This is a genomic window from Mesorhizobium sp. M1163 (assembly GCF_040318415.1).
GTDB lineage: Bacteria > Pseudomonadota > Alphaproteobacteria > Rhizobiales > Rhizobiaceae > Mesorhizobium.
Genome location: NZ_JAMYMF010000006.1, coordinates 115,741 through 136,980, shown reverse-complemented (window position 1 = coordinate 136,980; position 21,240 = coordinate 115,741). Strand labels below are relative to the sequence as shown.

Annotated in this window: 19 protein-coding genes and 1 other RNA gene; 2 read left to right on the top strand and 18 right to left on the bottom strand. The window is 64.0% G+C overall.

Annotation, left to right across the window (positions count from 1 at the left end; genetic code table 11):
- Positions 1–64: 64 nt before the first annotated feature.
- The 6 genes from NKH43_RS08310 to NKH43_RS08285 form a co-directional block, all read right to left on the bottom strand.
- On the bottom strand, positions 65–1,171 hold the full coding sequence (locus tag NKH43_RS08310; RefSeq protein ID WP_352857444.1) for a DUF1513 domain-containing protein: 1,107 nt from the start codon (positions 1,169–1,171) through the stop codon (positions 65–67).
- A 2-nt stretch (positions 1,172–1,173) separates the two neighbouring features.
- Positions 1,174–2,247 carry an imelysin family protein gene (locus NKH43_RS08305; RefSeq protein ID WP_352857442.1) on the bottom strand — a complete coding sequence of 358 codons (1,074 nt, stop codon included), beginning with the start codon at positions 2,245–2,247 and terminating at the stop codon, positions 1,174–1,176.
- The gene (locus tag NKH43_RS08300; RefSeq protein ID WP_502906459.1) at positions 2,247–3,770 is read right to left on the bottom strand and encodes a di-heme oxidoreductase family protein; all 1,524 of its coding nucleotides are present in this window, start codon (positions 3,768–3,770) and stop codon (positions 2,247–2,249) included. Before NKH43_RS08300 ends, NKH43_RS08305 begins: the two co-directional genes overlap by 1 nt.
- A gap of 96 nt (positions 3,771–3,866) precedes the next feature.
- Entirely contained in the window at positions 3,867–4,352 is a 486-nt protein-coding gene (bfr, locus tag NKH43_RS08295) for a bacterioferritin (RefSeq protein WP_023719581.1), read from the bottom strand.
- The gene (locus NKH43_RS08290) at positions 4,318–4,629 is read right to left on the bottom strand and encodes a (2Fe-2S)-binding protein (RefSeq protein ID WP_352857438.1); all 312 of its coding nucleotides are present in this window, start codon (positions 4,627–4,629) and stop codon (positions 4,318–4,320) included. Before NKH43_RS08290 ends, bfr begins: the two co-directional genes overlap by 35 nt.
- A 55-nt stretch (positions 4,630–4,684) precedes the next feature.
- Positions 4,685–5,977: an imelysin family protein gene (locus NKH43_RS08285; RefSeq protein ID WP_502906458.1), complete on the bottom strand. Its 1,293-nt coding sequence runs from the start codon at positions 5,975–5,977 to the stop codon at positions 4,685–4,687.
- Positions 5,978–6,400: 423 nt separating this feature from the next.
- Here NKH43_RS08285 and NKH43_RS08280 point away from each other — a divergent pair, with 423 nt between their 5' ends.
- Positions 6,401–7,654, top strand: coding sequence for an NAD(P)/FAD-dependent oxidoreductase (locus NKH43_RS08280; protein WP_352857437.1), 1,254 nt, complete (start codon positions 6,401–6,403; stop codon positions 7,652–7,654).
- 1 nt (position 7,655) lies between these two features.
- Here NKH43_RS08280 and NKH43_RS08275 read toward each other — a convergent pair whose 3' ends face one another.
- The 12 genes from NKH43_RS08275 to ffs all read right to left on the bottom strand — a co-directional run bounded on the left by NKH43_RS08275 (position 7,656) and on the right by ffs (position 20,239).
- The gene (locus tag NKH43_RS08275) at positions 7,656–8,933 is read right to left on the bottom strand and encodes a 4-aminobutyrate--2-oxoglutarate transaminase (protein ID WP_352857435.1); all 1,278 of its coding nucleotides are present in this window, start codon (positions 8,931–8,933) and stop codon (positions 7,656–7,658) included.
- A gap of 143 nt (positions 8,934–9,076) precedes the next feature.
- Entirely contained in the window at positions 9,077–9,826 is a 750-nt protein-coding gene (locus tag NKH43_RS08270; RefSeq protein WP_352857433.1) for an ABC transporter ATP-binding protein, read from the bottom strand.
- The gene (locus NKH43_RS08265; protein ID WP_352857431.1) at positions 9,823–10,656 is read right to left on the bottom strand and encodes an ABC transporter ATP-binding protein; all 834 of its coding nucleotides are present in this window, start codon (positions 10,654–10,656) and stop codon (positions 9,823–9,825) included. The genes NKH43_RS08270 and NKH43_RS08265 overlap by 4 nt, the downstream gene beginning before the upstream one ends.
- The gene (gene nikC, locus NKH43_RS08260; RefSeq protein WP_352483251.1) at positions 10,653–11,573 is read right to left on the bottom strand and encodes a nickel transporter permease; all 921 of its coding nucleotides are present in this window, start codon (positions 11,571–11,573) and stop codon (positions 10,653–10,655) included. Before nikC ends, NKH43_RS08265 begins: the two co-directional genes overlap by 4 nt.
- A 13-nt stretch (positions 11,574–11,586) precedes the next feature.
- Positions 11,587–12,654, bottom strand: a complete 1,068-nt coding sequence (locus NKH43_RS08255; RefSeq protein ID WP_352857429.1) for an ABC transporter permease — start codon at positions 12,652–12,654, stop codon at positions 11,587–11,589.
- 18 nt (positions 12,655–12,672) lie between these two features.
- Positions 12,673–14,316 (bottom strand): ABC transporter substrate-binding protein, encoded by a 1,644-nt coding sequence (locus NKH43_RS08250; protein ID WP_352857427.1) that lies wholly within the window; start codon positions 14,314–14,316, stop codon positions 12,673–12,675.
- Between the two features lie 200 nt (positions 14,317–14,516).
- On the bottom strand, positions 14,517–15,794 hold the full coding sequence (locus NKH43_RS08245; RefSeq protein ID WP_352857426.1) for a lytic murein transglycosylase: 1,278 nt from the start codon (positions 15,792–15,794) through the stop codon (positions 14,517–14,519).
- Between the two features lie 197 nt (positions 15,795–15,991).
- Positions 15,992–16,597: a recombination mediator RecR gene (gene recR / locus NKH43_RS08240; protein ID WP_352857424.1), complete on the bottom strand. Its 606-nt coding sequence runs from the start codon at positions 16,595–16,597 to the stop codon at positions 15,992–15,994.
- 122 nt (positions 16,598–16,719) lie between these two features.
- A complete protein-coding gene (locus NKH43_RS08235) occupies positions 16,720–17,658 on the bottom strand; it encodes a cell wall hydrolase (RefSeq protein ID WP_352857423.1) in 939 nt (312 codons plus the stop codon).
- 185 nt (positions 17,659–17,843) lie between these two features.
- Positions 17,844–18,167 carry a YbaB/EbfC family nucleoid-associated protein gene (locus NKH43_RS08230; RefSeq protein ID WP_352857421.1) on the bottom strand — a complete coding sequence of 108 codons (324 nt, stop codon included), beginning with the start codon at positions 18,165–18,167 and terminating at the stop codon, positions 17,844–17,846.
- Between the two features lie 32 nt (positions 18,168–18,199).
- Positions 18,200–20,038, bottom strand: coding sequence for a DNA polymerase III subunit gamma/tau (locus tag NKH43_RS08225; RefSeq protein WP_352857419.1), 1,839 nt, complete (start codon positions 20,036–20,038; stop codon positions 18,200–18,202).
- 104 nt (positions 20,039–20,142) lie between these two features.
- Positions 20,143–20,239: signal recognition particle sRNA small type (gene ffs / locus NKH43_RS08220), an RNA gene on the bottom strand.
- 570 nt (positions 20,240–20,809) lie between these two features.
- Here ffs and NKH43_RS08215 point away from each other — a divergent pair.
- Positions 20,810–21,229 carry an HIT family protein gene (locus NKH43_RS08215; protein ID WP_352857417.1) on the top strand — a complete coding sequence of 140 codons (420 nt, stop codon included), beginning with the start codon at positions 20,810–20,812 and terminating at the stop codon, positions 21,227–21,229.
- Positions 21,230–21,240: the final 11 nt, after the last annotated feature.

Sequence of the window (21,240 nt, the reverse complement as noted above, 5' to 3'; positions counted from 1 at the left end):
CTTGGAGTGTGGGTCCAAGAAGGTAAGTTTCGACGAACGCAACTGCCACAAACCGTTGCCAGGATTAGCCGATCTGCTCGATACGCAGCACGTGATTGTCCCAGACATAGTCCGGCTCGGACCGGATCGTGCCACCGCCCTCGACAATTTCGCCGGCGCCCGTCGTCGCCATGAAGCTTTTCCCATCGGGCGCCACGCCACAGACCTCGACCAGCGCCTTGGTAGCGACGATGCGGCTGCTGGCGGTGTCGATCACGGCAAGCGAATTCCCCTCAGGCGAAGACACGGCGATGGTGCCGGCGGCAGGGTTGGCGGCGACCGAGCCGATATAGTTCCTGAAGCCGGAGAGCACGTCTTGCGACATGTCGAGCAATTGCAAGTCCTTGCCGCGCGGCGCGCGGCCGACCAGCGGGGGACGATCGGTACCCGGCCCCCTGTATTGACAGCCGAACCAGACGGTGCCGGACCGGTCGGCATCCATATGGCGGATCGACAGTTGGTGCAGCGCCGGCGGCAATTCGTGCTTTTCGGTGAGATCGCCGGTAAGGCGGTCGACCAGAACATAGGACGGCTTCATCGTTGCGATATTGAGCTCTGCGCGGCCATAAGCCGGATGCGTCTCGATGCCGCCATTAGCCACAGCAATCGTCCTGCCATTGGAAAGCAGCAAAAGCTCGTGTGGGCCCATGCCGTAGGTCGGGAACTCGCCGATGCGCTTGAATTTCGCATGCGCGTCATAGACGCCGACCACGCCGGCGGCATTGTCGAAATCGTTCTCGGTGGCGTAGAGCAGCGTGCCGTCGGCCGAAAACACGCCATGGCCGAAGAAATGTCGGCCGGCAACGCTGGCAATGGTCTGCGGTTCATCGCGGCCGGTATGGTCGAAGACGACAGCAAAGGTGCCCGGCTGCCTGGCAAACACCACCGAACGCTTCGACACCGGGTCGAAAGTAACGTCGTGGCCCCGATCGGGCAGATCGATCGTGTGCAACAACTTGCCGGCCTCGGACAGGACGGCCGCGCCATAGCTGCCGTCGCGCTTGACGAAAGCGGTGGCGAAGACCGCGTCGGCGTCGAGTGTCTTTGCCCAGGCCGACGGCGCCATCGCCGCTACGAAACCAGCGCCTGCGGCCCTCAGGAAATCGCGCCGATCGATCAGCGGCGTCCTCATGGTCAGTCGCCATCCAGTGACGAGAACCCGGCGGTCAGGCCGAATTCGGCGGTCAGCCTGGTGCCGATCAGGGTCGTCAGGCTGGATGTCACCAGCGAGAAATAGTCGAGCTTGCGGCGCTGCGCCGGATCGACAAGTGCCTTGTCGATCGGACCCCTGATCGCCTTGGCCGCCTCGATCCCGTTGGTGAGCTGGATGTGGACCGATTCCGCCATCCAGCGCGCATCGGCCGGCAGCGCGTCGCCAAGCTGCGACGCCTGGAACAGGGCGTCCATGCCCGCCAGATTCCCGGTCAGCGAGCGGGCGGTGTTTTGCGAGCGCCAATAAATCGCCTGTTTCGGTTTGTCGGCCTCCGGCTTGGCGCCCAGGAAGCCTTTCAGGCGCACGTCGCGAACCATTTCCAACTCGTTGATGAAGACGCCGACCAGTTCGGTCACCGCTTCAGTTCCGTCGTGATAGAGCGCGTTCTGCGGACCGGGATTGGCCCAGAGCGCGGCAAAGCCGTTAGGCTTGTTCCAGGCCTCGCCGACCTCGCCGGCAATCGTCTCGACATTGCCGGCAATGGCTGCACCATAGGCGCAGCGATAGGCGTCGCCCTTGCCGGCCAATTGACCGGCGCCATCGCCGTAGAGCACGAACTCCAATGCGCCGAGCCCTTGCATGGCGACACTCTTTGTCGCCAGTTGGGCCGGATTGGCGGCCGCCGGATCCTTGCCGGCCAGTGCTGCCTGCACCTGCTTCAGGCCGATGCTCTTGCGGTCCGGCCAAAACAGCATGCGCTCAAGCCGGTTGTTTTCGGCGATCGGCCCGAAACGGATGATTTCCACCACCGACCAGGCATCCACGACGCCTGAGAATTCGGCGCGTGCCGCATCGAGAGTATCTTGCGAAGGCGCCTGGCAAAGCGCGTGCATGGTCTTGGCCAAGCTGTCCGCGTGGTCATGCAGCCTGGCATAGGCCGGGCGGACGAAGCCGTCGATCGCCCGCTGGATCACATCCGAAGCCTTTACTGCGGCGGATGCCGGCAGCGCATCGGCGAGGACCAGCATCAGCGCGAGTGCAAGACGCTTCCGCATCAGAGCGACTCCAGAAACTTGATCAGCGCGGCGCGCTCGGCCGCATTGGCAGCGGCAAAGCGGTCACGCGCCTTCTGGCCCTCGCCGCCATGCCACAGGATTGCCTCGGCCAGGCTGCGTGCGCGCCCGTCATGCAGGAAGAAGGTGTTGCCGCTGACGGTCTGGGTGAGCCCGATGCCCCACAGCGGCGGCGTGCGCCATTCGCTTCCCGTGGCCTCGCCCACCGCCTGTCCATCGGCAAGGCCGGGTCCCATGTCGTGCAGCAGGAAATCGGAATACGGCCAGATCAGCTGGAAGGCCTGCGCTTTGTTCGGGGTGCCGCGACGGGTGACGAATTTCGGCGCATGGCAAGAGATGCAGCCCATATCGTAGAACAGTTTTTTGCCGGCGAGCACGTCCGGTCTATCGAGATCGCGCCGAGCCGGCACGGCAAGGTTTTCCGAATAGAAGGTCACGAGGTCCATGACCGGCGGCGGCGCTTCGACCGGACCGAGGCGCTCCTGAACACCGTTGGGTAGGGCAAGGCAGGTCTTTTCTGCGGCGCTGCAATCGCCCCAGTGCCTCGGCACCTCAGGCGTCGAAATGCCGATATCGCCGGCAAAAGCATCCGCCGATTGCTGGCGGATCGATGCCGCCTGCGCCTTCCAGCCGAAACGGCCGAGCGTCAGTTCACCGCTGCTGCCGTCGCGAATTATATTGGGCCTGCCGGAAATGCCGTTGCCATCGCGGTCGGCGGGATCGGCATGGGCAAGGATGTCGGCCGGAGCGATCTGCTCGACCAGGCCAAGGCCGATCATCGGCGGCGTCATGCGCGGCGACAGCGTGGTGTGCGGGTCGAGCGGCCCGTAGGCAAGACCCTCGACCGAATAGCTCGGCTTGCGCAGCGACACCGTGCTGCCATCCGCCAATTTCACCTTCTCGTCCTGATAGTCGACATGCATCCTGCCCTCGCCCTGCAGGCCGGGTACCGCCAATTCCTGCAATTGCGTGCCATAGACCGGGTCGGGGAAGTTGAGCACCTTGTGATCGGCGAGCGCGGCTTCCTCCTCCTCGGTACTGGCTTGCCTTGCCAGGCGCAGGAACATCGAGGTGGTGCCGCTGTCGCCTTCGGGCGGATGGCCGCGGCCGTCCTTCAGATGACAGTTCTGGCAGGCGCGCTCATTGAACAGCGGACCGAGCCCATCCGAGGCCTGTGTCGAGGATGGCGAGGACACCCAGTTCTTGCGGAAGATGGCGTTGCCGAGCTTGAAGGTGCCCTCTTCCTCGAAGCTGATGTTGGCAGAGGATTGCGAGAAGGCGTCCTTGTTGACGTCCTTCTTCGAGGTGCCGGCGCCGCCCTGCATTAGCTCGAATTGCTCGGGCTTGGAGAAATCGCTGGTCGGCCTGGTAATGGCGATGACGCGCGCCAGATCCTTCGGCGTCAGATCGGTGCGGCTGGTAGCAAGCCCCGCCGGTTGCGGCGCTCCGGCCAGCGCCGAGGCTGTGAGCGTCGCCACCACGGCAAGAAAAGCGCCGCGAACCATTCCGTATCGCGGCTTCTTCTGAGGCGGCAGGCCGCAATGCTCGGCCGGCCGCAAGCGGCGCATGAAATCTAGGGGGCGCCGCATTCCTGCATGTCCTTATTCCGCCTCGTCGGCCGATGCCGCGTTGAGCTGGCCGTATTTTTCCTCGCCGATCGAGGCCAGCAGATCGAGTTGCGTCTCGAGGAAGTCGATGTGACCTTCCTCGTCAGTCAGCAATTCCTCGAACAGCTTCATCGTCACGTAGTCGCCTGCCTCGTTGCAGATCTCGCGCGACCGCTTGTAGGCGGTGCGCGCGTCATATTCGCCGGCAAGATCGGATTCGAGCACTTCCTTGACATTCTGCCCGATGCGCAACGGCGCCACGGACTGCAGGTTCGGATGGCCCTCGAGGAAAATGATGCGCGCCACGAGCCGGTCGGCATGGTGCATTTCCTCGATCGATTCGGCGCGTTCCTTCTTCGCCAGCTTGGCGTATCCCCAGTCTTCCAGCAGCCGGAAATGCACCCAGTACTGATTGACCGCTCCAAGTTCCAGAAACAGAGCCTCGTTAAGCCGCTCTATGATCTGCTGTTCGCCTTTCATGGGTTCTGCTCCCGTATTGGACGCGCAGGCCTCTGACGCGATCCAGGTGTGAAACAATGTCCACGCCGCTCGCCGCCGAGCGGGTGTGGTAATTTTCGGTGACCCGAATGATCGTTTCGACCACATTTGGGAAGCAGCCGCAACAGCGACCGCGCTTGTGCATGGCATGATAGATCTTCGCCGGCACGATAAGCTGCCAAGGGTCCTCATCCAGCAGTCCGACGATCGTCTGCTCTATCTCCTTTTCGGTGATGATGTTGCAATGGCAGATCAGCATTTGGCGCTCTGGCTGACGGCGCTCATTGCGCCGCGTGGCTGCTGGTTTCGATAGTTTACTGGAACACCTTGTCCGGTGAATCGAGGCTGTCCGATCCCTCGAAGGCTATGGCATTGAGCTTCAGGGTACCGACGGCGCGTTCGATCGACTTGGTCTGATCGACCAGCGCGTCGATCGCCGCCTGCACGGTGGCATTGCCTTCCGTGTTGCCCTCTCCGATCTGCTGGTCATAGGCCTCGCCGGCAAGCGCCCGCGCCTTGATGGCCTCCATCTTGGCGACGGTGACATCCAGTTTGTCCGACAATTCCTTGTCGATCGCCGGATCGGCCGCCTTGACCATGTCGGCCACAGACGGCCCCTCGACGACAGTGCCGTCAAGCCGCGTGTAGCTGCCGTGATAGGCGGCGCGGATGCCGACGGCGTCATTGAGATGGGAGTTGTAGGTGTTGTCGGAGAAACAATCGTGCTCCTCTTCTGGATCGTGCAGCAAGAGGCCGAGCTTCATCCGCTCGCCGGCGAGCTCGCCATAGGACAGCGAGCCCATGCCGGTGAAGATGGTCGAAATGGCGGCGTTCGGCTCGCCATCGACAAGGTTCTTGCGGGCGGCGCCGCCTTCCTTCCAGTCGTTGACCATGTCCTTGAGATCGGAAACCAGAAGGTCGCTCGCCGATTTCAGGTACTGCCCGCGACGGTCGCAATTGCCGCCGGTGCAATTGGCAAGATCGTAATCGGTGTAGGGCCGCTCGCCGGCGCCAGGACCGGTGCCGTGCAGGTCCTGGCCCCATAGCAGGAATTCGATGGCGTGATAGCCGGTCGCCACATTGGCCTCGATGCCGCCGGCTTCCTGCAGGGTGCCGGAGAGGAACTCCGGCGTCAGATTGGTAGCGTCGACCTTCTTGCCGTTGATCTCGATCGACTTGTTGGCGATCACATTGGCGGTATAGAGCGCGTTGGCGTCCGACTCGGTGCCGTAGTCCTTGGCGACATAGTCGATCAAGCCCTCGTCGAGCGGCCAGGAGTTCACCTTGCCTTCCCAGTCATCGACGATCGCATTGCCGAAGCGATAGACCTCGGTCTGCTGATAGGGAACGCGCGATGCCTTCCAGGCCTCGCGGGCGGCGTTCAGCGTTTCGGCCGATGGCTTGGCGAGCAGTGCATCGACAGCCTTGTCGAGCGCCTCGGCCGTGATCAGCGAATCCTCGTATTTGGCGAGCGCAATGTCGGAATAGGTCTTGATGACCGCCTTGGCATCGGTTTGCGCCTTGGCCGGCAGCACGAACACCGCCGCCGTGAGCATCGCGGTGGCGCCGATCGCCGCAAGCCTGCCGCCATACCGCGCCGTGATCATCGTTCTCATGACTGTCTCTCCTCGGGAATCAATGAAATGCCGGCGCCGCGGCGGGCAGTTGCCAGCGGGCAAAGAAGGGTCGCGCCATCGCGCGGTTCGCGGAAGAAAGACACCGAAATGCCTCCAATCGAAAGGGTTCAAGGCCCAGACATCAAAGGGATGCGCTGACGCGCGAGCTTCCATAAAACGGCGAAGACGCCGGATGTCAACTGGTGGTCTAGAAAAAATTCAATTGAAACAACAGTTTAGAATTATTCTAAACTAGAACTGTCAACTTTAACACCGATGTTATCAGGATGCCGGCGCATGACGCGATTGACAGGGGGGCATTCCGGGTGCGACCCGGATCGGCGTTCTTGCGGCGGCGCCGGACAATCGCCAGCTGGCGGGACGTCCTAGATTTGGATGAGGAATCGGGCTGTTATGAAGAACGGGGTTGTCATTGTCGGTGCGGGTCATGCGGGCGTGCAAGCGGCCGCCAGCCTGCGCGAAGAGGGCTATGACGGGCCGGTGATCCTGATCGGCGACGAAAACGAGTTGCCCTACCACAAGCCGCCGCTGTCGAAGACCTTCATCAAGGATCAGCAAGCAAAGCCGCAGCCGTTGCGCGGCGAGGCTTTTTATACCGGCAGCGCCATAGACTATCGGCCAGGCCTCCGGGTCGAGCGCATCGATGTAGGCGGCCGCCGGCTGGAGATATCGGGCGGCGGCGTGCTGCCGTTCGAGCGGCTGGTCCTCGCCACCGGCGCGCGGCCGCGCCTGCTGCCGCTGCCGGGTTCGGAGCTTTCCGGCGTTGTGTCGCTGCGCTCGCTCGGCGATGCCCGCCTGATCCGCGAATTGAGCGCGCAAAGCGAGGAGGCCGTCATCCTCGGCGGCGGCTTCATCGGCCTGGAGATTGCCGCGACGCTCACCGCCGCCGGCCGCAAGGTCACGGTGGTCGAGGCGGTCGACCGACTGCTCGGCCGCGCCGTGGCGCCGGTCATCGCCGGCCATGTGCGCAAGCGGCTGGAAGCCACCGGTGTGCGCGTCCTCACCGGCACCACCATCGAACGGCTGGAGGGCGAGAACGGCCGTGTTTCGGCTGCAATCACCTCGTCCGGCGAGAGATTGCCGGCACAGATGGTCGTCATCGGCATTGGCGTCGTGCCGAATGTCGAGTTGGCCGAAGCCGCCGGCATTGCCATCGCCAACGGCATCCGCGTCGACCAGCAGATGCGCACGTCGACGGCTGAAATCCTCGCCATCGGCGACGCCGCCTCCTACCGGCACTGGTTCACCGGCGGCGACGTGCGGCTGGAATCGGTGCAGAACGCCACAGACCAGGCGCGGCTCGCCGCGCGCACCATCATCGGCCATGCCGACAATTATTCGGCGGTGCCGTGGTTCTGGTCCGATATTGGCGACATGAAGTTGCAGATGGTCGGCCTGATTGCGGGCGGCGACAGCCACGTCGTGCTGGGCGACGTGGCCGAGAACAAATTCTCGATCTACCACTACGCCGCAAGCCGGCTGCTCGGCATCGAATCGGTCAACCGGCCGGGCGACCATATGCTTGGCCGCAAGATGCTCGGCGCCGGCTTTTCGCCGTCGCCGCAGATTGTCGCGACCGGGCCCGATGGGCTGAAGGCGGCGCTCGCCGCCTTCCAGCCGGCAGAGCCTGCAAGAGCGGCCGGATAGCTCAGGCGGCGCGGGCTTCGCGGATCGAGCTTTCCAGGATGTCGAGCGCCTCGTTCATGACGCCATCCTGGATGGTGATCGGCGCGAGAAAGCGGATGACGTTGCCGTAGACGCCGCAGGTCAACAGGATCAGGCCCTTGTCGAGCGCCTTCAGCCGGACCGCATTGGCGATTTCCGGCGACGGCAGCCCCTTCGTCACATCGTTGAACTCGACCGCGTTCATAAAGCCGGGGCCTCTGATATCGACGATCTCCGGCGCTTCGTCGCGGATCGATTGCAGGCGCTGCTTCAGACGGTTGCCCAGCGTGTTGGCGCGGTCGCAGAGCTTCTCCTCGTCGATGACGTCGAGCACCGCATGCGCCGCGGCGACGCCGATCGGGCTGCCGCCATAGGTGCCGCCGAGCCCGCCGGGGTTCGGTGCATCCATGATCTCGGCACGCCCGGTGACCGCCGCCAGCGGGAAGCCGCCGGCCAGGCTCTTGGCCATGGTGGTGATGTCGGCCGCCACCTCATGGTGGTCCATGGCGAACATCTTGCCGGTGCGGGCAAAGCCGGTCTGCACTTCGTCGGCGATCAACAGCATGCCGTGCTGGTCGCAGATCTTGCGTAGTGCGGTCATGAAATCGCGCGGCGCCTCGTAGAAGCCACCCTCGCCCTGCACCGGCTCGACGATGATGGCGGCGACGCGGGCCGGGTCGACATCGGCCTTGAACAGCCGGTCGAGCGCGGCCAGCGAATCGGCGACCGAGACGCCGTGCAGCGCCACCGGGAACGGCGCATGGAAGACATCCGCCGGCATGGCGCCGAAGCCGACCTTGTAAGGCACGACCTTGCCGGTCAGCGCCATGCCCATGAAGGTGCGGCCGTGAAAGCCGCCGGAAAAGGCGATGACCGCCGGCCGGCCGGTGGCATTGCGGGCGATCTTGATCGCGTTCTCGACCGCCTCGGCGCCGGTGGTGACGAAAATCGTCTTCTTGTCGAACTTGCCGGGGAGCATGCCGTTCAGCCGTTCTGCCAGCCCGATATAGCTCTCATAAGGCACGACCTGGTAGCAGGTGTGGGTGAAACGGTCGAGCTGCGCCTTGACCGCTTCGATCACCCTAGGGTGACGGTGGCCGGTGTTGACGACAGCGATGCCGGACGAGAAATCGATATAGCGGCGGCCTTCGACGTCCCAGATCTCCGAATTTTCGGCGCGATCGGCATAGATCTGAGTGGTCATGCCGACGCCGCGGGAAATCGACTGGTTCTTGCGTTCGGAAATGGCTGAATTTGTCATCGTACCCCTCGCCGGGCCGGCGCCCGCTCTCGTTTGATGGCTGTTGAGACTCTTCTGGGCTTATTTCAGGTTTTCCTCAAGTTGGCACCGCCGCCGGGCGATTGGGCCTGCCGGTCCGGCGTCAGCAACCGAACGCCCGTCGCTCATGCCGTTCTGACAAATCCTTCGCTCGCCCTCAGCAGATTGCGCGTGTAATCCTTGCTGACGCGGCGCTCGACGAGGTCGCCGGCGGCGAGGTGCTCGACCGCCTCGCCGTTCTGCATCACCATCAGCCGCTCGCACATATGGGTGATGATGGCGAGGTCGTGGCTGACCATCAGGAAGGTCAGCTTGCGGCGCCGCCGGATCTCCTCCAACAGGTTGAGCACTTCGGCCTGTACGGAAGCGTCGAGCGCCGACGTGGGTTCGTCGAGCAGCAGGATCGAGGGTTCGAGGATCAGGGCGCGGGCAATCGCGACGCGCTGGCGCTGGCCGCCCGACAATTGATGCGAATAACGGAAGCGGAATCCAGTGCCCAGGCCGACCTCGTCCAGTGCCCGCTGGATGCGCTTTTCGCCGTCGGCGAAGCGGTGGATGGCGAGCGGCTCCTGCAGCAGGCGGTCGACGGTCTGGCGCGGGTGCAGCGAGCCGTACGGGTCCTGGAACACCATCTGCACCTCGCGATAAAAGGCCTTGTCGCGGCGCGCGCCGAGCGTTTTTCCGTTGACGGTAATGGTGCCTGATGCGGCCGGCTCCAGGCCGGCGATTGCCCTGAGAAGGGTCGACTTGCCGGAGCCGGATTCGCCGACGAGGCCGAACGATTCACCGGATTGCACCTCGAGGCTGACGCCTTTCAGCGCGCGGAAGCGGTCGAACATCACCTCCAGCCTGTCGACGGAAAGGGCTGTCGTCATGCCGCCCACTCCGGCTTGCGGTCGAGCACCGGCAGCGGGTGGCGATCGGCGCCGATCTTGGGCATGCAGTTGAGCAGGCCGCGCGTATAGGGATGCTGGGCGCGGCCGAGTTCGGAGGCCTTGAGCTGTTCGACCACCTTGCCGGCATACATGACGATGACACGATCGCAGAAGGACGAGACCAGGCGCAGGTCGTGCGAGATGAAGATCAGCCCCATGCCGCGCTCGCTGACCAGCCTGTCGAGGATGCCGAGCACGTCGAGCTGCACGGTGACGTCGAGTGCCGAGGTCGGCTCGTCGGCGATCATCATCTCCGGCCCGGCGATCAGCATCATGGCGATCATGGCGCGCTGGCCCATGCCGCCGGAAACCTCATGCGGATGCAGGTCGAAGACACGGGCTGGATCGCGGATCTGCACAGCCTCCAGCATGGCAAGCGCGCGCTCGCGGGCTTCGGCCTTGGAGACCTTCTCATGCGTGCGCAGCGTCTCGACGATCTGGCGGCCGATGCTCATCACCGGGTCCAGCGAATATTTCGGATCCTGCAGGATCATGGCGATACGCTTGCCGCGCAGCGCGCGGCGCTCGCGCGGCGAGGCGGCCAGCAGGTCGATGCCGTCGAAAGCGAGCGTCTTCGCGGTCACATCAGCCTGCGGCGGGGTGACGCCCATGATGGCGCGGCCGGTCTGCGATTTGCCCGATCCGCTCTCGCCGACGATGCCGAGCCGCTCGCGGCCGAGCGAGAAGGAAACGCCGCGCACCGCCTCGATCAGGCCGATGCGCGTCGGGAAGGTAACGCGCAGGTCGTCGACTTCGAGAAGCGTGCTCATTGGTCACCGCTTCGGGGATCGAGCGCGTCGCGCAGGCCGTCGCCGAGCAGGTTGAAGCCGAGGCTGACGATGAGGATGGCAAAGCCCGGCGCGCCCGCAACCCACCACTGGTCGAGCACGAAGCGGCGGCCCGATGCAATCATCGCGCCCCATTCCGGCAGCGGCGGCTGCGCGCCGAGGCCGAGGAAGCCGAGGCCGGCGGCGGTCAGGATGATGCCGGCCATGTCGAGCGTCACCCTGATGATCAGCGAGGAGATGCAGAGCGGCATGATGTGGCGGAGCACGATGCGGAACGGCGAGGCGCCCATCAGCTGCACGGCCTTGATGTAGTCCGAATTGCGCACCGTGAGCGTTTCGGCGCGCGCAATGCGGGCATAGGGCGGCCACGAGGTGATGGCGATGGCGAGCACGGCGTTTTCGATGCCGGGGCCGAGCGCGGCAACGAAGGCAAGCGCCAGGATCAGCTTCGGAAAGGCGAGAAATATGTCGGTGATGCGCATCAGGATCGCATCGGTCCAGCCGCCGGCGTAACCGGCGACGGTGCCGACCAGCAAGCCGATGGGCGCGGCGATGACGGCAACCAGAACGACGACGTACAGTGTCCAGCGCGAGCCGAAGATGATGCGCGAATAGATGTCGCGGCCGAGATCGTCGGTGCCGAACCAGTGCGCCGCACTCGGCGCCAGCAGCCGCGAGCCCTTGAGGTCGCCGAATGTCGGCGAATAGGGCGCCAGCACATCGGCGAAGGCCGCGACCACCAGCAAGGCAATGATGATGAGCAGGCCGGCAAACGCCAGCCGGTTGGCGGAAAAGCGCCGCCATGCCACATAGGCGCGGCCGAGCCTTGCTTGCACGCGCGACGCCGGCCGCTCGCTGAGCAGCCAGTCGCGGCGGGTTTGAATAGCTTCCGTGCTCATCCTGCCTTGGTCCTCATCCTGCCTTGGTCCTGGGATCGAGCACCCGGTAGAGCAGGTCGGAGAATAGATTGATGGCGATGAAGACCGAGCCGATGATGATGGTGCCGCCGAGCACGGCATTCATGTCGGCGTTCTGCAGCGAGTTGGTGATGTAGAGGCCGATGCCCGGCCACGAAAACACCGTCTCGGTCAGCACCGAGCCTTCGAGCAGCCCGGCATACGACAGAGCGATCACCGTAACCATCGGCACCGCGGCGTTGCGCAGCGCGTGACCCCAGATGATGCGCGTTTCCGACAGGCCCTTGGCGCGTGCCGCGACGATGTATTCCTGGGTGAGTTCGTTCAGCATGAAGGAGCGCGTCATGCGGCTGATATAGGCGAGCGAGAAATAGCCGAGCAGCGAGGCCGGCAGGATGATATGGCGGAAGGCATCGGCAAATACGTCCCACTGCCGCTGCCAGAGTGCATCCAGCAGGTAAAAGCCGGTAATCGGCGTGAAGGTGTATTCGTAGACGACATCGAGGCGGCCGGGAAAGGCGACCCATTGCAGCTTGGCGTAGAACAGCACCAGCGCCAGCAACCCCAGCCAGAAGATCGGCACGGAATAGCCGACAAGGCCGATGATCCGCACGACCTGGTCGATGATGCTGCCGCGTCGCACCGCGGCCAGCACGCCGAGCGGCACGCCGATCACCGAACCGATTAGCGTCCCCAGCGTCGCCAGTTCGAGCGTCGCGGGAAAGGCGCGGCGGATATCGGTCATCACCGGATTGGTGGTCAGCACCGAGGTGCCGAAATTGCCGTTCAAGGCGTTTTTCACATAGATGTAGAACTGCTCGACCAGCGGCAGGTCGAGGCCCATCTCGCGGCGCGTTCGTTCGACGACATTGGCCGGCGCCCGGTCGCCGAGCACCGCCAGCACCGGGTCGATCGGGATGACACGGCCGATGAAGAAGGTCACCGCGAGCAGACCGAGATAGGTCGTTATCGCGATGACCAGGAACCGGGCGATCGATGAGGCCACGGCAACGGCGCGGGCGCCGCCGCGCCCTGCCGTCACTTCGCTTTCAGCCACACTCATACGGCGCGTCCGCCGGCGTCACTCCTTCGAGACGGGGCCGACGAAGTTGGTGTCGAAGCTCGGGCCGAGCGCAAAGCCCTTGAGGTTCTTGCGCAGGCCGGCCACTTCCAGCTGCTGGTGGATGATGACGAAAGGACTGGTGTCGAGGATCTTCTTCTCGAGATCCTGGTACATTGTGGCGCGCTTGGCCGCGTCCTTCTCGAGCAGGGCGGCCTCCGTTTGCTTGGTCAGGTCCGGAATGTCCCAGGCGTTGCGCCAGGCCAGCGTCTTGGTCTTGCCTTCATCCGAATTGTCCGGGTTGCTGGCAAAGGTCTGCGCATTGGAATTCGGGTCGAAATAGTCCTGGCCCCACTGGCCGATATAGATGTCGTGGTTGCGGGCGCGGTATTTGGTCAGCGTCTGCTTGCCGTCGCCGGGGATGATCTCCAGCTTGATGCCGGCCTGTCCCAGCGTCTGCTGGATCGATTCGGCCATGCCTGTCTCCGGCTGTCTGCTGCGCACGTCCATGGTGACACTGAAGCCGTCGGCGAGACCCGCCTTGGCAAGCAGTTCCTTGGCCTTGGCGACATCGAATTTGAACGGATTCTCGTCCAACTCGCCGAGCACGCCCTTGGGCAGGAAGGTCTGATGGATCTCGCCGATGCCCTTGAGGATGGTCGAGCTCAATGCATCATAGTCGACAAGATATTTGAAGGCCTGGCGAACCTCGGGCTTGGCGAGGTTCGGATTCTTCTGATTGAGGCTGATGTAAAAGACCGTGCCCTTGGGGGCTGAGGTGGTGGTGAGGTCGGCATTCTTGGCAATCGCGTCGAGGTCGTTCGGCTCGAGATTGCGGGCGACGTCGATATCGCCGGCTTCCAGCGCCAGGCGCTGGCCCGAGCTTTCCTTCATGTTGCGATAGATGACACGGGCAAGCTTGGCCTTCTCGCCGTAGTAATTGTCGTTGCGCTCCATAACAACGGCCTCGTTGGCCCGCCATTCGCGCAACTTGAAGGCGCCGGAGCCGGCATAGCCGGTCTTCAGCCAGGCATTGCCGAAGTCATTGTCCCATTTGTAGTCGGCGCTGGGCGTGACCGCGGCGACATGCTCCTTGACCAGCTTGGCGTCGACGACCGAGGCGACAGTCGCCGACAAGCAGTTCAGCACGAAGCTCGGCGCATAGGCCTTGTCGACGGTGAACTGGAACGTCGTATCATCAACAGCCTTGGCCTTCTCGGTGACGTTGCCGCCATCGATGCCGAACTGGCCGATAATAAAGGCCGGGCTCTTGTCGAGCTTGATCGCGCGCTCGAACGAATAGGCGACGTCCGCCGCCGTGATCGGATTGCCGGAAGCGAATTTGAGGCCGGGCTTGAGCTTGAATGTGTAGGTCAGGCCATCGTCGGAGACGCTCCAGCTTTCCGCGAGATCGCCCTTGACCTTGGAGGTGTCGCTGAGGTCGAGGCGCACCAGAAGATCGTAGGTGTTGCCGGTGATTTCGGCGGTCGACAATTCGAATGCCTCGCCCGGATCCATGGAGATGATGTCGTCGATGGCGAAACCTTCGACCAGCGTGTCGGCGGGCGTGACCGCGAAGGCAGGCGCAGCGGCCAGAAGCAGCGCGGACATGGCCGCGCCCGCGAGCAAGAAGCGGGAGCGTAGAGCAAACTTTTCCATCATCATTTTAACTGTTCCCTGTTTTTGTTGACCTGAGTTCCCGGCTCAGGGTCGTGGCATTTCCTGCCGCGTCGAACGGTGATCCCCGGACCGTTGTCTCGGCAATTTTTGTGCAGTTCCGGCTCACCATATCCGGCGGTTTCGAGCGCGGCAACGAGCATTTGCAGAACGGTCGATTGGGCCAGACCGGCGGTGCGAAAACCCGGCTATTTCAGCGCGGTAACCAGGTCGGCGTCGGGAAAGCAGGTAGCGGAACGGCCGTTGCTGGCCTGCCATTTGCCGATCGAGCGGCGCGTCTTGAAGCCGGGCAGGCCGTCGGCGCTGCCGACATCATAGCCCTTGGCTTCCAGCGCCCGCTGCAGGGCGGCGATGTCGGAGCGGTAGAGCCCGCCGACCGCGCCCCAATTGCCCGAGAAATTACTGTCGCCATGGGCGATGCGATCGGCGCCATGGCCGATAAACAAGGCATAGAGATCGCTGGTGTTATACTGCTTCAGCACGTAGAAATTGGGCGTAACTATGAAGGCCGGGCCGCTGCGGCCGGCCGGCATCAAAAGAAAGCCCTCGGCTTTCAGTTCGCTCGCCGGGAACGGTTTACCCGACACACGCCTGATACCCATATCAGCCCATTGCGAAACCTTCTTGCCCTGGTCCGGACCTTCGAGCGAGCACGAGACGCTTTCCGGCACCGTCACCTCGAAGCCCCAGCCGCGGCCCCTGACCCAGCCATAATGCACGAGATAATTGGCGATCGACGCCAGTATGTCGGGCGTCGAATTCCAGATGTCCGTGCGGCCGTCGCCGTCGAAATCGACGGCATGCTTCAGGAACGACGTCGGCATGAACTGCGGCTGGCCGAGCGCACCGGCCCAGGACGATTTTATCGCGCCGACCGGGGCAAGCCCGCGCTCGACGATCCCGAGCGCCGCCAGCAGCTCGGTGCGGAAGAATTCTTTCTTCGTCGACATGAACGCCTTGGTGCCCAGCACCTCGAAGGCGTCGTAGGGCAGCTTTGCCGCACCGAAGCCGCTCTCACGGCCCCAGATCGCCAGCAGCACTTCGCCGGGCACGCCGTAGCGCTTCTCGATCGCGGCCAGCGTGCTGGCGTTGGCCGCCTCGCGGGTGCGGCCGCCGGCGGTCACCGCACGAACTATCTTTTCGGCGAAATAGGCGCCGGGCGAACCGAACTCGGCCTGATGCTGCTTCCGCGGCGTCGTCGCCCTCTCGCCCGGCTTCACCAGGTCGGGCAGCTTGAGGTTCGGCTTGACGCCGTCGAAGGCGGCGTCGAAGGTTTTCCTGGAGATGCCTTTGGCATTGGCTTCGGGCCAGAGGTCGTTGCCAAGCCAGGCGCGGAACTGGTCGTCGATTTTTGCCGCGGAGACGGGGGTGGCGAGGAGGAAGGCGGCAAGTGCGGCGAGAAGAAACGCGAAGGCTATTTTGTGAAAGCAGCGATCCGTCCCACCCCCCTCTGTCCTGCCGGACATCTCCCCCGCAAGGGGGGAGATTGGCTGTCGCCTCTGCTTCCGCCAATTTTCGACGTTGAAAGATTGGCGGCGAGATTGACGCTGCCGATCTCCCCCCTTGCGGGGGAGATGTCCGGCAGGACAGAGGGGGGTGTGACAGAGTGCCCGCCTTAAAAAATGCGCAGCAGCCATCATCCGCACCCTCCCCGCAACTCGCCTCAAAACGCGGTTCGCGAGCGCAACGCGGCGGCCAGCGTGCCTTCGTCGAGATAGTCGAGTTCGCCGCCGACCGGAACACCATGCGCCAGGCGCGTCACCTTGATGTCGAAGCCGGAAAGCTGGTCGGTGAGGTAGTGCGCGGTGGTCTGGCCCTCGACCGTGGCGTTGACGGCGAGGATCACTTCCTTGACTTCGCCGCCGGCGACGCGATCGACCAGCGAACGGATGTTGAGCTCATCAGGACCTATGCCGTCGAGCGGCGACAGCGTACCGCCGAGCACATGGTAGCGCACGTTCATGGCAGTCGCCCGCTCCAGCGCCCATAGGTCGGCCACGTCCTCGACGACGATGAGCGTGGTGGGGTCGCGACGCACGTCGGTGCAGATCATGCATGGGTCTGAGGTGTCGACGTTGCCGCAGGTCGAGCAGATGCGCACCTTGTCGACCGCCTCGCCCATGGCGGCGGCGAGCGGCGCCAGCAGCTGTTCCTTCTTCTTGATGAGGTGGAGCGCGGCGCGGCGTGCCGAACGCGGGCCAAGCCCCGGCACCTTGGCCAGCAACTGGATCAGGCGTTCGATCTCGGGACCGGCGATTCGCTTCGACATCGCACCGGTTTAGGATTTTTCCGCACGCTTTGGAACAGTTGAGCGGCCAGGGGCTCCGCTCTTCCCTTCTCCCCTTGTTGTGGGAGAAGGGAAGGCCGACGTCGCCGCCAGTGCTGCCGCCCTCAGTTTTCTTCCAGCGGCCGGGTCTGGCCGGCGATCATCGCGCCGATGGCGTCGGTGTTCTCGGGCGTCGCCTCGAACGACATTGTCGGCTCTGCCGGCGCGGCCTGGAAGGAGGTGACGGGCCGCTCGCTCACGGTTCCGCCAAAACGGGCCGCATCCGGCTCCTGCATTGGTTCCTGCAGCGCCACAACCATCGGCTTCTCCGCCGTCGCCTTCCCCGGGGTCGCCATTCCGGCGGTCACCCTTGTCTGCTTTGCCCGCAGCGATGCAGCGGCGGTCACATAGGTTGCCCTGGCGAATGTCGGCTTGACCTCGCGAGCCGGCTCCGCGGAGGCGACAAGTATGGCCTGAGCGGCAGGCGCTTGCGGCTTGGCCTGGGCCATGGCGACCACCGGTTCGTCCGGCAGCGGCTGCCAGTTGCGGCCGCGCTTTTCATAGAAGGCATTGCCGCCGGCGACCATGGTGTAGTGCATGTTCTTGTAGGGGAAGCGCAGGCCGGCGGTGTGGAAGAACATGGTGTTCTTCAGCTTGGCTTTGCGCTCGCCCTTGAGCACCGCCGCGGCGGCTTCCTCGACGTCGGGCATCGCCTTCGAATTCATCGGCCGTGTCATGACGCCCGGCGCGAACTGGCCGCGCTCGCCGACGACCTGGCAGATGGTGTTGCCGTGATTGCCGGACCGCAGCCGGTTCATCACCACCGTGCCGACCGCAATCATGCCGTCACGGCTCGACCGGTTGGACTCGAAGAACATTGCCCGCTCCAGGCACTCCTTTTCCTTCGGCGTGGAATTGTAGGAGTGCGAGCTCAGGAAACTCGGCGTAATAGCATCGGTCAGGCTGGACATGCCGTGCGAGGCGGTCTGACTGCAAGCGGCCAAAAACAGCGGCGAGATAACGACGCCGAGCCGCAACGGCGTCTTCCATCGGGTAGAGATCAACAGGCGTCCCCTCATTCTGCTGCCAGCCCGCCCCTGGTTGCGGCAAGAATGAGACACTTTCAGGCAAAAAGATGGCTAAAGCGTTATTAAGTGTGGGGAGTTGCCTAATAGACACAGCTGGCGGAAGAGCAAGCACTGGCTGCTGCACTCTTCGGCCACTATAACGGCATACCGATTGACTAGCCTTAGAACGGCAGTTTCATTCCCGGCGGGATCGGCAGTCCCGCGGTCAGCGCCTTGGTCTTTTCCTGCATGGTTTGCTCGACCTTGGTCCTGGCGTCGTTGTGGGCAGCGAGAAGCAGGTCCTCGAGAATCTCGACCTCGTCTTCCTTGAACAGCGACGGGTCGATCTTCAGCGACTTCATCTCGAACTTGCCGGTCAGCGTCACGCTGACCAGGCCGCCGCCGGCCTGCCCGGTGGCTTCCAGCGTGGCGATCTCATCCTGCATGGCCTGGAACTTGGCCTGCATTTCCTTTGCCTTGCCCATCATGCCGAGAAGGTCTTTCATCGCACGGTCCTTTGCAGTTGGTGCTGGTTGTTTCAGGTTTCGTCGTCGTCGGCCGGCGGCTCGACCGGCACTTCGGCCTCGGCCGCATCGGCTTCCGGCGCGTCGGGAATGCGCACGTCGATGATCTTGGCGCCGGGAAAGCGCGCCAGGATGGCCGCGACCGTCGGGTCGCTCTTGGCATCGAGGAGGGCGTTTTCGCGCTTTGTCGATTCCATCTCGGCCAAAGTCTGGCCGCCCTCTTCCTTCGACAGCGACACCAGCCAGCTGCGGCCGGTCCAGGCGCGCAATTTGGCGGTCAAATCGTTGAGCAGCATCTTCGGCGCATCGTCCGTCAGGCTGACGTCGATACGGCCGGGCTCGATGCGCACCAGCCGCACGCAGCGCTTCACCAGCACCTTGAAGGCCATGTCGCGCTGGGCGTCGGCGAGGGCGACAATGTCGGCCAGCGATTTCACCGGCACCGGCGGCGCCTCGACCGCCGGCTCCGGCGGAGCAACGAAACTGGTCGGCACCGGCTCGGGCTCGACCAGGCGCATCGTCTCTACCAGGCGCATTGTCTGGGCGCCGCCATTGGCCGTCGGCATTCGCGTCTGCGCCACGGCACCACCGCTTGCAGGCGCATGGTTTGCTGGGCCGGGGCTTGCCGGCGCGCCATTCGCGCGCGGCGCGGCACCCGGCAGGGAAACACCGTTGTCCAGCGACTTCAGCGCCTCGTCCAGCGTCGGCAGGTCGGCGGCATGCGCCAGCCGGATCAGCACCATCTCGGCGGCGCTGACCGGGCGGTTGGAAGTCTGCACCTCGGGAATGCCTTTCAAGAGCATCTGCCATGTCCGCGACAGCACCTTGACCGACAGCGTCCTGGCGAAATCGGCGCCGCGCCGGCGCTCGTCCTCGGACAGCGAGGCATCGTCGACGGCCGCCGGCACGAAACGCAGGCGGGTGACCAGATGATTGAACTCGGCAAGGTCGGTCAGCACCGCGGCCGGATCGGCGCCGGTATCGTACTGGGCACGGAATTCGGCAAGCGCCGCGGCGACGTCGCCCTTCATGACATGTTCGAACAGGTCGACGATGCGGGCACGGTCGGCGAGGCCGAGCATGGCGCGAACCGCCTCGGCGCTGACCGCGCCGCCGCCATGGGCGATGGCCTGGTCGAGGATGGACTGCGCGTCGCGCATCGAGCCTTCGGCCGCGCGCGCGATCATCGCCAGCGCATCGTCTTCAACTTCGATGCTCTCCAGACCGGCTATCCGGGCAAGGTCGGCCTTGATCATTGCCGCATCGATGCGCCTGAGATCGAAGCGCTGGCAGCGCGACAGCACGGTGATCGGCACCTTGCGGATTTCGGTGGTGGCGAAGATGAACTTGACGTGCGGCGGCGGCTCTTCCAGCGTCTTCAGCAGGCCGTTGAAGGCCTGGTTGGAAAGCATGTGCACTTCGTCGATGATATAGACTTTGTAGCGCGCCGATACCGGGGCGTAGCGCACGCGCTCGATGATGTCCCTGATATCGTCGATGCCGGTATGCGAGGCGGCGTCCATCTCGATGACGTCGACATGGCGGCCTTCCATGATCGCCTGGCAATGCTCGCCGAGCACGGCAAGGTCGACGGACGGCTGGTCGACGGTCGATGTTTTGTAGTTCAGGGCCCGCGCGAGTATGCGCGCGGTCGTCGTCTTGCCGACGCCGCGCACGCCGGTCAGCATCCAGGCCTGGGCGATGCGGCCGGTGGCAAAGGCATTGGTCAAGGTGCGGACCATCGGCTCCTGGCCGATCAGTTCGGAGAAATTCGACGGTCGGTATTTGCGCGCCAGCACGCGGTAGGCGGCAGGCTTGTCCGATTTCCCAGCCTCGTTTCCGGCTTCGCTCATTCGCCCGTTAAGCTCCGAGGGCTGCCACTGGAGGCGGCCGATTCCTGCGCATAGTTTCGCCCGTACGGCTTGGCGCCGTCAATGTCGGGGCAAAAGGCGAAGAGGCGGGAGGCTGGAACAATGACCCGTTCCGGGCTCGTTAGGGCTGCTTCCTTCCGGACCTGACCCGGTTGGCGAGTGGACCGTCCACCACCAACCTCCCGGCCTCCATATCGGCAATCCGGCGATGAAATGCAAGTGCGGATGATAGGGGCCTTGAGCGACGGCGAAAGCTGAAACCAAAAACACGCCTCGGTGGGCGGGTCATTGGCGCAAATAAGCACCATAGCGAGATCAGTAGCATAGCTACCGGCACAAAGCAAGAACAAAATGTGGCGAAGCTGCCGATTTCCCCTCGCGGGGGACGATGGCCGGTAGGCAAGGGGGGTGCGAAGAATCGTGGCTTCATTCCAGCTTGGGTTCCTCGCCCAACGAAAGTGGGGAGAGGTGGCTCGGCGAAGCCGAGACGGAGAGGGGAACCGCGCTGCGAAGGCCCCCTCTCCGGCCGCGGAGCCTGTCCTCGGGCTTGCCGAAGGCAAGACCCGTGGGCGGCCACCTCTCCCCGCTTCGCGGTGGGCGAGGAACCCAAGCCTTGACCGGCCATACCCTCACCCTCATCGCGCACAATCGGCGCCACGATCGCCAATGTTTGCTTGCTGCCCCTTGCGGCCCCCCGACAGCCGCTCTAGCGTCCATAAAGTTCAAAAAACGTCACAATTGAGGGAAACGCCAATGCTGCCGGGCCTCAAGGCCGGATTCACGCTTGACGCCCAGCTGGAAGCCGACAGCGAACAGCTGATGTGGCTCGGCCTATGCGAATTGCGCGTCATGAACGACCGCCGCTGGCCGTGGCTGCTGCTGGTGCCGCAGCGGCCGGGCATCGAGGAAATCCACGATATGACACCGCTCGACCAGGCGATGCTGACCTTCGAGACAAACATGGTGGCGCTGGCGCTGAAGCGGGTGACCGGCTGCACCAAGATCAACACTGGCGCACTCGGCAACATCGTGCGCCAGCTGCATGTACACGTCGTCGCGCGCTCGGAAGGCGATCCCGGCTGGCCCGGCCCGGTGTGGGGTCACGGCCTGCGCGAGCCCTACCAGCGCTCCGACATTCGCAAGTTTGCGGAAAAGATCAAGGCAGCGCTATAAGCCTCTCCCGT

What these genes read in the sequence shown, in the direction of transcription:
- NKH43_RS08300 (WP_502906459.1), bottom strand. Translation starts at nt 3,770, where the DNA reads ATGGTTCGCGGCGCTTTTCTTGCCGTGGTGGCGACGCTCACAGCCTCG.
- nikC (WP_352483251.1), bottom strand. Translation starts at nt 11,573, where the DNA reads ATGAGCACGGAAGCTATTCAAACCCGCCGCGACTGGCTGCTCAGCGAG.
- NKH43_RS08290 (WP_352857438.1), bottom strand. Translation starts at nt 4,629, where the DNA reads ATGCTGATCTGCCATTGCAACATCATCACCGAAAAGGAGATAGAGCAG.
- NKH43_RS08280 (WP_352857437.1), top strand. Translation starts at nt 6,401, where the DNA reads ATGAAGAACGGGGTTGTCATTGTCGGTGCGGGTCATGCGGGCGTGCAA.
- NKH43_RS08285 (WP_502906458.1), bottom strand. Translation starts at nt 5,977, where the DNA reads ATGATCACGGCGCGGTATGGCGGCAGGCTTGCGGCGATCGGCGCCACC.
- NKH43_RS08245 (WP_352857426.1), bottom strand. Translation starts at nt 15,794, where the DNA reads ATGTCCGGCAGGACAGAGGGGGGTGGGACGGATCGCTGCTTTCACAAA.
- NKH43_RS08225 (WP_352857419.1), bottom strand. Translation starts at nt 20,038, where the DNA reads ATGAGCGAAGCCGGAAACGAGGCTGGGAAATCGGACAAGCCTGCCGCC.
- recR (WP_352857424.1), bottom strand. Translation starts at nt 16,597, where the DNA reads ATGTCGAAGCGAATCGCCGGTCCCGAGATCGAACGCCTGATCCAGTTG.
- NKH43_RS08310 (WP_352857444.1), bottom strand. Translation starts at nt 1,171, where the DNA reads ATGAGGACGCCGCTGATCGATCGGCGCGATTTCCTGAGGGCCGCAGGC.
- NKH43_RS08215 (WP_352857417.1), top strand. Translation starts at nt 20,810, where the DNA reads ATGCTGCCGGGCCTCAAGGCCGGATTCACGCTTGACGCCCAGCTGGAA.
- NKH43_RS08230 (WP_352857421.1), bottom strand. Translation starts at nt 18,167, where the DNA reads ATGAAAGACCTTCTCGGCATGATGGGCAAGGCAAAGGAAATGCAGGCC.
- NKH43_RS08270 (WP_352857433.1), bottom strand. Translation starts at nt 9,826, where the DNA reads ATGACGACAGCCCTTTCCGTCGACAGGCTGGAGGTGATGTTCGACCGC.
- NKH43_RS08255 (WP_352857429.1), bottom strand. Translation starts at nt 12,654, where the DNA reads ATGAGTGTGGCTGAAAGCGAAGTGACGGCAGGGCGCGGCGGCGCCCGC.
- bfr (WP_023719581.1), bottom strand. Translation starts at nt 4,352, where the DNA reads ATGAAAGGCGAACAGCAGATCATAGAGCGGCTTAACGAGGCTCTGTTT.
- NKH43_RS08265 (WP_352857431.1), bottom strand. Translation starts at nt 10,656, where the DNA reads ATGAGCACGCTTCTCGAAGTCGACGACCTGCGCGTTACCTTCCCGACG.
- NKH43_RS08275 (WP_352857435.1), bottom strand. Translation starts at nt 8,933, where the DNA reads ATGACAAATTCAGCCATTTCCGAACGCAAGAACCAGTCGATTTCCCGC.
- NKH43_RS08305 (WP_352857442.1), bottom strand. Translation starts at nt 2,247, where the DNA reads ATGCGGAAGCGTCTTGCACTCGCGCTGATGCTGGTCCTCGCCGATGCG.
- NKH43_RS08250 (WP_352857427.1), bottom strand. Translation starts at nt 14,316, where the DNA reads ATGATGATGGAAAAGTTTGCTCTACGCTCCCGCTTCTTGCTCGCGGGC.